8 protein-coding genes are annotated in these 12,539 nt (G+C 39.7%); 6 read left to right on the top strand and 2 right to left on the bottom strand.

What is annotated here, in order from left to right; genetic code table 11:
• On the bottom strand, positions 1 to 200 hold a 200-nt coding region (locus A9239_RS00040), incomplete at its 3' end, for a hypothetical protein (RefSeq protein ID WP_141706309.1).
• Between the two features lie 1,461 nt (positions 201 to 1,661).
• On the opposite strand from A9239_RS00040, the gene glyS reads away from it, so the two are divergent.
• Together glyS and A9239_RS00030 are read left to right on the top strand one after the other, a co-directional pair.
• Positions 1,662 to 3,485 (top strand): glycine--tRNA ligase, encoded by a 1,824-nt coding sequence (gene glyS / locus A9239_RS00035; protein WP_048156588.1) that lies wholly within the window; start codon positions 1,662 to 1,664, stop codon positions 3,483 to 3,485.
• Between the two features lie 243 nt (positions 3,486 to 3,728).
• The gene (locus A9239_RS00030) at positions 3,729 to 6,440 is read left to right on the top strand and encodes a DEAD/DEAH box helicase (RefSeq protein WP_048156590.1); all 2,712 of its coding nucleotides are present in this window, start codon (positions 3,729 to 3,731) and stop codon (positions 6,438 to 6,440) included.
• 75 nt (positions 6,441 to 6,515) lie between these two features.
• Here the strand turns inward: A9239_RS00030 and A9239_RS00025 are convergent, their stop codons facing one another.
• Positions 6,516 to 7,190, bottom strand: a complete 675-nt coding sequence (locus A9239_RS00025) for an Sjogren's syndrome/scleroderma autoantigen 1 family protein (protein WP_048156592.1) — start codon at positions 7,188 to 7,190, stop codon at positions 6,516 to 6,518.
• A 287-nt stretch (positions 7,191 to 7,477) separates the two neighbouring features.
• Here A9239_RS00025 and A9239_RS00020 point away from each other — a divergent pair, with 287 nt between their 5' ends.
• The 4 genes from A9239_RS00020 (at position 7,478) to A9239_RS00005 (ending at position 12,084) form a co-directional block, all read left to right on the top strand.
• Entirely contained in the window at positions 7,478 to 7,750 is a 273-nt protein-coding gene (locus tag A9239_RS00020; RefSeq protein ID WP_011306220.1) for a UPF0147 family protein, read from the top strand.
• A gap of 787 nt (positions 7,751 to 8,537) precedes the next feature.
• Complete coding sequence (locus A9239_RS00015; protein WP_230629040.1) at positions 8,538 to 9,170, top strand: haloacid dehalogenase; 633 nt, start codon at positions 8,538 to 8,540, stop codon at positions 9,168 to 9,170.
• Positions 9,171 to 9,676: 506 nt separating this feature from the next.
• The gene (gene sepS / locus A9239_RS00010; protein WP_048156595.1) at positions 9,677 to 11,296 is read left to right on the top strand and encodes an O-phosphoserine--tRNA ligase; all 1,620 of its coding nucleotides are present in this window, start codon (positions 9,677 to 9,679) and stop codon (positions 11,294 to 11,296) included.
• Positions 11,297 to 11,340: 44 nt separating this feature from the next.
• The gene (locus A9239_RS00005) at positions 11,341 to 12,084 is read left to right on the top strand and encodes a DUF169 domain-containing protein (protein ID WP_048123655.1); all 744 of its coding nucleotides are present in this window, start codon (positions 11,341 to 11,343) and stop codon (positions 12,082 to 12,084) included.
• Positions 12,085 to 12,539: the final 455 nt, after the last annotated feature.

Below are 12,539 nucleotides of genomic sequence, written 5' to 3'. Positions count from 1 at the left end.
AACTGCGTAAGTCCTATAGAATAACCCATTCTTTCCAAGAATAGTTCACCATATTCTTTTTCTATACTGAAATTATCACATTCATCATTTATTCCCATATTTTCATTTGTTTGAGCACTTGCAGCAGGTACAAATACTATGCTCAGCAGCAACATTGCCGCGAAGACTGTTCTGTCTAATATTTTTATACTTATTTTCAATTATTTCACCTCTTTATCCCAGAGCAAGATTACACAAACTTTAAACACTATCAAAGCTTAATCATAATCTTGTATCCATGCACGTATTGTGGAGTTCAGATGACCGAAACTAACATTTGAACTTTAGATATTATTTTAGGATTAAAGTTTATAAGTTTTCTGTCCAAATAGTCAAACTAACTGTTTTTGATGTTCTTTTCAAGTACTCAATTATTCCTTGATGTTCAATTGTTGAAGACTATGATCAAAAAATTTATAGAATCATAGTTGCGGCTAGTGTTTTTTGAATAGGGAAATTTAGAATGAATGGAATAAGATACATCTACTGTTTTTGAATATAATTTTCAGGGAAGAGAACCAACTTTCAATATCGTGACAGTGTAGGATCAGGAGAAAGAATCAACCTATTTGCAATAAATAAATAGTGAATTCAATAGACACTCAATAGACTCATTAGTATAGCAAACTCTTAAAGGAAAGAAATCGAGCGCTTCGCGCTCAATTAAGAGGTAGATTCTAAAATATATAAAAAAGTATAAAATCGGTTAGTAGAAACTACACACGAGTTCACTTTAGGATTTTTCAATACTGAAATTTTTATAATAGATTATCGGAAATGGACTCTGGTCCAAAATCCAGTGATTTTTTGCATTTTTTGATTGAAAATCTGAATTAGCAAGAAAAATCTGGTTTTCACTAAAATCAATATTCGATATCTAAAGACGTCAATCCCTAAGTTGTATCACAAGAATTGTGACCAATTACAAAATATAGTGATTTTGAATTTTACATTCATCACTAGATTTTGATACTGAGTCTCGGAAATGTAATAATTGATGAAAGAAGAATATTTTTTAAAATATTAAAGGAAGATAATAAATTAGTATGAGTAGTCATTCGGAACTACAGCAAATCGAAACTATTGAAAACTCAACAAGATTTTTATCTATTGGAGTATAACTGTTGAGAATAAAAGAAGTAAATTATTATTAAAGTTATTTATTTGAGTATCACTCATAGCATGATTATAGATAGCTGAACTAATATTCTCCCCTTATGCATGAGCCATTTCACCAATTGAATATTCAGATTTTTTATACCTTTTCAACGATCGATGTTTTGCGAAGAGCACATATACATCCACTGTTACCCCAACATCTTCAAATCTAACTGCGGGCTATTTCTCATAGACATTAAATCGTTTGTATAAAATTAAAATACTAAATATATTAGTGCGGCCATAAAAACAGATCGTTTTTGAAATTTATCTATAAGCTGACTATAATTCCTTAAACTTGAGAAATATTATAAGTTTAGTTCATTAATAACTCAAAATCCACTCACTTTCTAGAGCAGTGCAAATTTAATATAATGATACCTTTATCCATCTAGTATTTCCTCCTATAGATCAAAATTACAATTATCTGATATCCCCCAATCAATTTCACGAGGATTTATAATATGGACAAGTACGAGAAGGTATTCGAGCTGGCTAAACGCCGGGGGTTCTTGTGGAACTCCTTTGAGCTGTATGGCGGAAGCCGCGGATTTTATGATTACGGGCCTCTTGGGAGCACACTGAAGAGGCGAATCGAGCAGACCTGGAGAGAATTTTACGTTATCCAGGAAGGGTTTATGGAGATCGAATGCCCGACAATCGGGATCGAGGAAGTCTTTATCGCGTCCGGGCACGTTGGAGGTTTTTCGGACCCACTGTGCGAGTGCATGAACTGTAAAGAAGCATTCCGGGCCGATCATCTTGTACAAAACGTAATGGAAGCCGCAGGGACCCTGAGTGCAGAAGAACTCACTAAGGTTATAAAGGAAAACGATATCCGATGCCCGGAGTGCGGTGGAAAATTCGGCGACGCCTATGAATTCAACCTGATGTTCAAAACTACAATTGGGCCCGGCACTGGAAGGCAGGGATATCTCAGACCGGAGACAGCACAGGGTATGTTTGTCGATTTCCAGAGGCTGTCCCGTTTTTACAGGGACAAGCTGCCTTTTGGAGCCGTGCAGATCGGGAAATCTTACAGAAATGAAATCGCACCCAGGCAAGGTGTAATCCGTCTCAGGGAATTCACACAGGCCGAGTGCGAGATTTTCGTTGACCCGCGCAACAAGAAGCACCCCAACTTCGAGCGCTTTGCAGACAGAGAACTTGTACTATATTCCCAGAAAGCACAGGAGAAAGGCGAACCCTTCAGGATGACTGTCCGGGAAGCTGTGAAGACCGGAGTTATTGCACACGAAGTCCTGGGCTACAACATTGCACTAACCAACGAATTCCTGACAAAGGTTGGGATTGATCCTTCAAAACTCAGGTTCAGACAGCACCTGAAAGACGAAATGGCGCATTATGCAATCGACTGCTGGGATGCCGAGATTGAGACCGACCGGTTCGGCTGGGTCGAGATCGTGGGAATTGCTGACAGGACAGATTACGACCTTAAAGCTCATGCAAAGGTCAGCAAGACCGAGCTTTATGTGTATGTCGAATACGACGAGCCAAAAATGGTTACTCGCTTTGTTGTAAAGCCGAACATGGGCAAGCTCGGGCCTCTCTTTAAGGGCAAAGCAAAAGCCGTCGCAGATGCCTTAAAACAGCTTTCCGAAGAAGAACTATCAAAGGATGAGATCAAAGTTACCGTGGACGGGGAAGAGTTTACAGTCGGTTCGGATGCAGTGGACTTTGCGGAAGAAACCGTTAAAGTCAGTGGAGAAAACGTCATCCCTCACGTAATCGAGCCCTCTTATGGGATCGACAGGATCTTCTACGGCGTTATGGAGCATGCCTATGACGAAGAGAACGTGGCTCAGAAGGTTGCCGAATCCGGGCTTAAAGGCACAGAAGAAACTGAAAAGGAATCTGAAGCCGGAAAGAGCGAAGGTGAAACTGAGGGAGAAGAGGAAGCCCGTCTCGTCATGCACTTTTCAAGCGCAGTTGCCCCGGTACAGGTTGCAGTCCTCCCACTCCTGACCCGTAAAGAGCTTGCAGACCCTGCAAAGGATATCATTGTAAAACTCAGGGAAAAGGCCCTGCTTGTCAATTATGATGATTCCGGAACCATCGGGCGCCGCTACAGGAGAAACGACGAAATCGGAACTCCTTACTGTGTTACTGTAGATTACGATACCCTCAAAGACGGGACTGTAACTATAAGGGACAGAGATTCCATGCGTCAGATCCGAGCTCCGGTAAAAGGTATCGAAAACGTGCTCTACGAACTTATTTACAGAGGCAGAACTTTCGAATCCGCAGGCAAGCCCTTTAACTTCTAAAATTAAAAAACTGGCAGTTCCTGAGCTGTGGGCTAAAAAGCCTGCAGCAAAGTTTTTAGTTTTTTATGTTCATTAAAAATTAAATTAAAAAATTGAATTAAAAAATTGAATTAAAAAATTGAATTAAAAATCTGAAACAAATAGCCCTTCGGATAAATTAATCTGAGATAAATTAATCAGACCTGAAATAAATTTAACCACATTTAGAATAAATTAATCTGAAAGAAACGATCCTGAAATAGAATGAACGAGAATCTTTTTCCTGAAAAACCTGGGTTCATGAAGCACCCGCTGATAAAACCCGATACTGTTGAGCAGAGGCTCTATCAATTGAATCTTGCGGGAAAAGCCCTCGAAGGCTCAAGCCTTGTTGTGCTTCCTACTGGGCTTGGAAAAACCATTATAGCTCTTTTTGTAATTGTTTCCAGGCTTCAGCGTTTCGGGGGAAAAGCCCTGATTCTTTCCCCAACAAAACCGCTTGTTGAGCAACATGCGGCTTTTTTCAAAAAAGTAATGGCTCTTCCTGAAGATGAGATTCTCACTTTTACAGGCAGCATTGCGCCTGCAGAACGTGAAAAACTCTGGGCTCAGGGGAAATTGATAATATCCACCCCTCAGGTGATTGAAAACGACCTTCTTACAAAAAGAATCAGCCTTGAGGATGTAACTCACATAACCTTTGACGAAGCCCACAGAGCAGTCGGAAATTACGCTTATACCTTTATTGCGGAAAAATACTTCGAAAGCGCAAAAAACCCTCATGTGCTCGGAATTACTGCAAGCCCTGGAAGTTCGGATGAGAAAATCTCTGAAGTATGTCAGGCTTTACACATTGAAAATGTCTCCGTGAAAACTGAAAAAGACAGAGATGTCCGTCCTTATGTGCAGGAAAAAAAGATAGAATGGTTTCAGGTCCAGCTTCCTTCCGAAATGGCCGAAATCCGGGGCTATCTGGAAAAAATTTTTGATGACCGGCTTGTAACCGTAAGAGATTTGGGTTTTTCAGTAGGCAATGGGAAATATGTCTCTAAAAAAGACCTCTTGCTTCTCCAGAAGAAACTGCAGGGTGAAATCCGGATAGGAGGCGACCCTGCGGTTTTTACTGCAATGTCTGTGCTTGCTGAAATGGTGAAAGTGAACCATGCTGTGGAAATGATTGAAACTCAGGGACTTGAGCCTCTCAGAAAATACCTGGAGAAACTTGATGCTGAAGCCTCTTCAAGCAGTGCAAGCAAGGCTTCAAAAAGACTGATGGACGATCTCTACATGAGAAAAGCCCTTTATAAATTAAAGGAATGCGAGGTCGAACATCCTAAACTAGAGCTTACGCGGAAACTCGTATCCAAACAGCTAAAAGGAAGTTCTGATTCCAGAGTAATTGTTTTTACGAATTATAGGGACACAGCAGAGATAGTGGTAAATGCCCTCTCAGAAAGTCCAGAAATTTCCCCTATCCGTTTTGTAGGGCAGGCCTCGCGCCGTAAGGACAAAGGACTTACGCAAAAACAACAGGTGGAAGTTCTCGATAAGTTTAGAGCAGGAGAATACAACGTACTTGTAGCTACATCAGTTGCTGAAGAAGGACTTGATATCCCTTCCACAGACCTGGTATTATTCTACGAACCCATTCCTTCGGAAATCCGGAGCATCCAGCGTAAAGGCAGGACAGGCAGGCAGCATAAAGGCAGAGTCATTATACTTGTGACAAAAGGTACACGCGACGAAGCCTATTACTGGAGCAGTAAGAACAAGGAAAAAAGGATGCTAAAAAGCATGCACGGGCTTGAAGCTCTTCTGGAACCCAAAGATTTAAAGCAGGATTCGAAACTTTCAGACTTTGAATCCAAAGCTTTTATTCCGGATTATACGCAAAGTAAAGCTGAAAATGAGATTGAAATAAATAGCAGTAATCTGACTGTAAATCTTAGTGGTTTTGTAAACAACAGGGACAAAGATGTAGATACTACCGTTTTTGCAGATAACAAGGACACGGCTGTAGATAACAGTAGTTTTACAAACATCGGAGGCAGGGCTGCAGATGTTAGAGATTTAACTGTAGACAGCGAAGATTTAACTGTAGACAGCAGGGATATGGCTGCTGGCTCAAAGTGTAACAGGGCTAATGAAGAAATAAATGAAGATAACTGTGGAGTCGGAAAAGAACAAAAGAATGAAGAAAAAAGCAGGGAAGAAAATCTAAAAGAAAGGCAAAAAACCTTTGTTTATTTTGAAACTCTTTCTGGAAAGAAACCTGAATCCCCATCCGAAACTGCTGCAGAAGTATCCAAAATAGAAATCAACCCCGAATCTCTGAAAATAGTAGTGGACTTCAGGGAAGCAAAAAGTGGGGTTGCAAATGTTCTTGATAAGCTTGGAGTAGAAATTATATTTACCACGCTTGAAATTGGTGATTACGTTGTAAGCGACCGCCTTGCTGTGGAGAGAAAGCGCACGGATGACTTTGTAAGCTCTCTTGTTGATGGAAAACGTAATCTTTTTGCGCAATTATCTAATCTTACAAGAGTATATCAAAAACCTGTTCTTATCATTGAAGGAACAGAACTTTTCACTTCCAGGCAAATCAACCCTAATGCTATTTACGGCTCCTTGATATCCATTGCTGTTGATTTTGGAGTGTCACTGCTATATTCAAGAGATGAAGAAGAAACTGCTGCAATTTTAAAAATGCTTGCAAAGCGTGAGCAGATGGGAAATAAAAGAGAAGTCAATCCCCACGGGAAAAAATCAACAAGTACCCTTCCTGAGCAGCAGGAATACCTGGTATCCGCGATCGCAGACATCGGGCCGAAAGCTGCAAGAAACCTTCTTTTGCACTTTGGCTCAGTAGAGGCTATTATGAAAGCTGATGCCAAAGAACTCAAGAAAGTAAACTTGATAGGACCAAAAAGAGCAACAAAAATTAGAGAACTCATTGAGGCTCCCTATAAAGGATAAATGACAGAAAAAGTAACGAAAAAAGTAACGAAAAAAGTAACGAAAAAAATATTCTCTTTCTTTTTACTCTTACCTTTATAACTGCCTCAGGCGCTCTATAAGCCCAAGCCCTTTTCCAATTAATTCAAAATCTTCGGCAATCCTACGCAGGTCTGTTTCATCCTGAAGGCAATCTGCAATATTGACCATCTTTCTAAAGAGAAGGTCTTCCAGTACCTTCCGGTCTCTATGGACTCCTGCTACCTTTGATACTGCCGCGGGTTTTTCTGCTCTTTCTGAGGGTGCAGCCTGGATTACAGGAGCTACAGGACCTCTAGGAATTGTAGAAGCTCTAGAGATTGTAGAAGCTTTAGGAACTGCAGGTGCTTTCCTTCCTGCTTCTTCTTTTTCAGAAGGTAATACGGGAATTTCCTCTTTTATTGGCTCGATAGCTTTTTCCTCTTCTTCGTCAGTTTCCGAGGTTCTCGGCCCGAACCTTGATTTTTGCCTGTGCGCCTGAACTCTCTTCTTAGTCTCAAGAGAAGACTTGTTTTTTTCTGTAGACTGTCTGGGTTCAGGAGCCGGGACTTCTGTGACTGCTGGTTCCGGAGCTTCTTTTTCTTCCTGGACATCACATATAGGACAGATTACTCTACCCTGATAACGGAACTTTGGGGCCCCGCAGACATTACAATGCTCAGCAAGCATTGTGCCCCCTAGTTCAAGGAAACGTGCTATTCGCTTTACTTTTTTATCTTTTTCAGAATCCATAGATCTGGCCTTCCTTTGTTCACGGCTTCTTATGCATTTGCTTCTCACTTATTTTATAAAATTTTTCCTGTAGCTCACTGTATATGAAGCTAATTTATCCTGTGTAAATAAGAAAAAGGAAATAAATACAGAATCACAATGGGTAGACTCTGATATGGGGAACCTTTAAAATCACCGATAATATTTTATATAACAAGCCTATCTTAGACTAATCTATACTATACCATACTATATTAGCTATATTAGCTCTAATTTTTATATAATAATTAACTGCGAAGGTGATTAGAATGTCATCAAATGATTCAGCAGATGTTATAAAACAATGTCTTCAAGTCCTAGAAAGTATAACCAGTGACTCTTCAGTTCCTAGAAATATCAGGCGTTCCGTAAATGAAATTATGGACATACTGAACAACGAATCCGAACCTCTCTTTCTTAGAGCGGCATCAAGCATTTCCATTCTCGAAGATATAAGCAATGATCCTAACCTTCCTCTGCACACAAGAACTTTGATATGGAACCTCTCAAGCCAGCTCGAGACCATTCCTGTAGATGAGTAATCCTGTAGATGACATAAACACAATTCATACAGACATAGATTCTAAAATATAAAAATAGAATTTGCGTGGGAGCAAATGCTGGGAACAGACAAGCTCCAAGAAAAACATCTCTCGAGATGATCCTGCTAAAAATCCCGAACTCTAACTAATTCTAAAAAAAGAACTAAAAGGTAACAACCTTACTATTCTATTAGCTACCTCAAGCTGATTTTGGAATTGTCTTCTGGAAGTTAGAGGATATCGACAAGGAAAAAGCCCTTTTCCTTCTTTTTTATATCTTTTCCTGAAAACTGGATTAGAACTCTGGACCTTAAAATCGGATTATAAGTTGACTCAAGAACGTAAGAGGACTGAATAGAAAAGAATGTAAGAGGGCCGAATCCAAAAAGATGTAAAAAGATGAAATGGAAAAATGTAAGAGAATTAAATAGAAAAAATTGAGAAATATAGAATGGAAAAATAATAGAATAAAAATAGAAATTTAAGGAATTTCAAACTTAGATATAACTCATACTATATAAAGTGAAGATTTTAAAGTGAAGATTTTAAAGTGAAGATTTTAAAGTGAAGATTTTAAAGTGAAAATTTAAGGAATTCTGAACTCAGTATATACAGGGAAAAAATTTATACATAGACGTGAGATATTTGAAAAGAATTTCTTAGATGAGATTTTAGAATTCTGGAAAAACTATAGAAAACGTATAATAACTATTTTAGTTTTAAGCTGAAAATTAGTTTTAGGCAGAAAAACTAATCGTGTAAAAGGCTAAAAAACATAAAAGGGGGTATGAAAATCTTGCTTGAAGAAATCTCGGCCCGAATAAGAGAAAATTTTGAGGCTAAGGATAGTATAAGGGAAGAGGGATTGAAGATTTCACGGGAAGTTGTCAGGGAATGCAGGACAGCATCATTTGCTCTGCACGGCCAGGACTTTGAAAAAGCAGATAAAAGTATCAAAACCGCAAGACATGCGCTTGAGAAACTTGAAGTTCTTTTCGAAGGGCACGCTGACATTTATTATGCAGGCTTTGTAGAACATGCCCAGCAGGAGTATTCGGAGGTTTCAGTCCTCAGCAGCCTGCTAAAAGAAGAAGGAAAACTTCCCTCCCCCGAAGAGTTAAGAGTAGAATATGCAGCTTACCTTAATGGGCTTGGGGACGTTGTCGGAGAGCTTAGGAGGCACGTTCTTGACCTTATAAGGAAAGAGTCCTTTGAGAAAGCCGAAGTGTTTTTAGATATTATGGAAAATATCCATGCAGTGCTTATGGACTTTGACTACCCTGATGCCATAACAGGAGGACTGAGGCGAAAAACCGATGTATCCCGCTCCTTAATAGAAAAAACGCGCGGTGATGTTGTTAACGCAATTGGTCAGAAAAAGCTTGAGGCTGCAATGCGAAATATGGAATCAAAACTTTAGATAGCCTTAGATAAAAGAATGCTTAAATATCGAGAAAATCAGCACTTTTGAACCGCAAAAGTTAAAGTTGGTCGTAAAACGCAATCTACTAATATACAGCTTCCACTAATACAGACTCCACTAATCCACTAATAATACAGATTCCACTAATCCACTAATAATACAGATTCCACTAATCCACTAATAATACAGATTCCACTAATATACAGCTCACTCGATAACTATTAAACCGCTGATTAGTTTAACAATTACTAGCCTTCCGGCAGTTTAACTATTTAAACCTTGGAATATAGAATTTCCAAGTTAACTAACGTAGGATTAAAATTAGCAGAATTAGAATTAATGTTGACAGTTTATAATTATACACGATATTCTTAATATTAAACTTGGCAATTTATATACTAATTAGCAGGTTTAGAATTGAACTTTACAGATTATAAACGTATTTGACAGACTTATAATTCCAATAATCTAGAATTCCAATAATCTATTCAAGAGGATTATGCATGAAATTTGATCCGGAAAAAATAAAGAGGGACGCTAAAGAGAACTTCGACCTTACCTGGAATGAGGGCAAAAAACTTGTCAAGACACCTACTCTGAACGAACGTTATCCCAGAACCACTTTGAAATATGGAAAAGCTCATCCCGTTTACGATACAATCCAGAAACTTAGAGAAGCATATTTAAGAATGGGCTTTGAAGAAATGATGAACCCTCTGATAGTGGATGATAAAGAGGTACACAAACAGTTCGGAAGCGAAGCTCTTGCAGTCCTAGACCGCTGTTTTTATCTTGCAGGCCTGCCAAGACCGAACGTTGGAATTTCCGATGAGCGCACCGCAGAGGTAAAAGAGATTCTCGGGGACATAGGCGACGATGGAGTAGAAAAGATAAGACAGGTTCTCCATTCGTATAAAAAAGGAAAAATAGAAGGAGACGACCTTGTACCCGAGATTTCAACAGTACTTGGAGTTTCGGATGCACTTGTTGCAGATATGATCGAAAAGGTTTTCCCGGAATTTAAAGAGCTTGTACCCCAGGCAAGCACGAAGACTCTCCGCAGCCACATGACCAGCGGCTGGTTTATTTCTCTCAGTGCCCTCCTTGAAAGACAAGAGCCACCCTTCCACTTCTTCTCCGTAGACCGCTGTTTTAGACGAGAACAGCAAGAGGATGCCTCAAGACTCATGACCTATTATTCGGCTTCCTGCGTAATTATGGATGAAGATGTGACTGTTGACCATGGAAAAGCAGTTTCAGAAGGGCTCCTTTCCCAGTTTGGATTTGAAAAATTCCTTTTCAGGCCCGATGAGAAACGCAGCAAATACTATATTCCTGACACGCAGACCGAGGTGTTTGCCTTCCATCCAAAACTTGTGGGCTCTAACTCAAAGTACTCTGACGGCTGGATCGAGATTGCAACTTTCGGAATTTATTCCCCAACAGCGCTTGCCCAATATGATATCCCGTATCCTGTAATGAATCTCGGGCTTGGAGTGGAAAGGCTAGCAATGATTCTTCATGATGCCCCCGATATCCGCTCTCTTACCTATCCACAGATTCCACAGTATACTGAGTGGGAAATGTCAGATGGTGAACTTGCAAAACAGGTTTTCGTAGATAAGGTACCCGAAACTCCTGAAGGACTTGCGATTGCAGCTTCCATTGTTTCCCAGTGCGAACTGCATGGAGAAGAACCAAGCCCCTGTGAATTCCCTGCCTGGGAAGGAGAAGTTTGCGGGAGAAAAGTAAAAGTTTCCGTAATCGAGCCCGAAGAAAACACAAAGCTTTGCGGACCTGCAGCTTTTAATGAAGTTGTAGCATATCAGGGAGAAATAATGGGAATTCCAAATACCAAGAAATGGCAGAAAGCTTTTGAAAACCATTCTGCAAGGGCAGGAATTCGCTTTATAGAAGCATTTGCAGCCCAGGCCGCCAGAGAAATTGAAGAAGCTGCTATGTCAGGAGCAACTGAGCATATAGCCAGGATAAGAATCGCCAAAGTTCCCTCGGAAGTTAACCTGAGAATAGGCTCTATTGCTCAGCGTTATATCACAGGCAAAAAGAAAAAAATAGATATGAGAGGCCCGGTTTTCACATCTGTAAAAGCTGAATTCGTGTGAAAGCCAGAAAAGCGCGAAGGCCAGAAAAAACAGGAGCAAATTACATGCACACCGACCAAAGCCCTTTTTCAAAATATCCGGAGCTCAGCCAGCTAATGGAGACCGGCGAGCCTGTATGTGTAACCTTCGAAACAGAGCACGAAATTGGGCGCAAAGTCGGAAGTAAAGTAGGGCACGAAGCTGAAAAAAGTATTGAGAGAAAAAACAAGGAGATAGTAGCTGGCACAGGAGACGAAAAGTTTCCTGAAAAATCCAATTTTCTTTTTTGCGAACTTGTGCAAAAAGCCCGTCTGGGAGAAGCGTTCCTTATTTCAGGGCAGAACTGCTCTCCTGGGGATTATGTGCTGGGCTTTTCTGAAAAGAGCCCTGCAGCATACTACCTGAGTTCAGGAAGATATAAAGACTCACAGGCTGCGGAAAATGCAGCCTTATCACTCCCGAGATTGAAAAAAAAGTTTTGTTTTGTGAGAATCGAGCCCTTATCTCTGAATAAAGGTTGTTTTGATGTGTTGATTCTTTTCCTGAAACCTGAAAAAGCTATGCGCATTGTTCAGGCAAGTGCCTACCCTGAAGGAAAAAGGGCAGTAATGGATACAATGGGTGCAGCTTCCATCTGTGGAGACTGTACAGTGTTTGCATACAGGGAAGGTATGGGCCTATCTTTCGGGTGCAAGGGATCAAGAAAACACAGTGGATATGCAGATTTTGAAGTTCCTCTTGGGCTTTCTTTTGAAAAAGCATCTGAAATAGAAGAAATTCTCTCAAAACTTCCGGAAACGAGGGAGTAAAAAGTTAATTAAAGAATTCTCTGGTTTCCAAGAGCAAATAAAGAATTATTGAAACTATATGTGCTTCTATACCTGCTAGTCTTCCAGAAATCAGGAAGAAAATCTCACTTTGGAATTAGTAAGAAAATCTTATTCTGGAATTAGTAAGAAAATCTTATTCTGGAATTAGTAAGAAAAACCCATTCTGGAATTAGTAAGAAAATCTCATTCTGAAATTAGTAAGAAAATCTCATTCTGGAATTAGTAAGTAACCCATTCTTTTAACTCATTTTTAAACTCAATTTTTTTAAAAATATGCAACCGAAAGCGGCATTTTTTGTTGAAAAACTTATATCCCACTTTCCGCAGATGTCTGATAAATTTTACTATTTTTCCCGATATCGTTTTTCCTAGTATCTTTATATCTTATTTTAAATTGTGTTTCTCCGTTTACTTATTCATTTAAACATTATATA

It is taken from the genome of Methanosarcina sp. A14 (genome assembly GCF_001729375.1).
Classification (GTDB): domain Archaea; phylum Halobacteriota; class Methanosarcinia; order Methanosarcinales; family Methanosarcinaceae; genus Methanosarcina; species Methanosarcina barkeri.
Note: the sequence above shows the minus strand (reverse complement) of the source record. Positions and strands in the feature narration are given on the sequence as shown.

Excerpts from the sequence above, each read along its gene's own strand:
- glyS (WP_048156588.1), top strand. The coding sequence starts at position 1,662 with ATGGACAAGTACGAGAAGGTATTCGAGCTGGCTAAACGCCGGGGGTTC.
- A9239_RS00030 (WP_048156590.1), top strand. The coding sequence starts at position 3,729 with ATGAACGAGAATCTTTTTCCTGAAAAACCTGGGTTCATGAAGCACCCG.
- A9239_RS00025 (WP_048156592.1), bottom strand. The coding sequence starts at position 7,190 with ATGGATTCTGAAAAAGATAAAAAAGTAAAGCGAATAGCACGTTTCCTT.
- A9239_RS00020 (WP_011306220.1), top strand. The coding sequence starts at position 7,478 with ATGTCATCAAATGATTCAGCAGATGTTATAAAACAATGTCTTCAAGTC.
- A9239_RS00015 (WP_230629040.1), top strand. The coding sequence starts at position 8,538 with ATGAAAATCTTGCTTGAAGAAATCTCGGCCCGAATAAGAGAAAATTTT.
- sepS (WP_048156595.1), top strand. The coding sequence starts at position 9,677 with ATGAAATTTGATCCGGAAAAAATAAAGAGGGACGCTAAAGAGAACTTC.
- A9239_RS00005 (WP_048123655.1), top strand. The coding sequence starts at position 11,341 with ATGCACACCGACCAAAGCCCTTTTTCAAAATATCCGGAGCTCAGCCAG.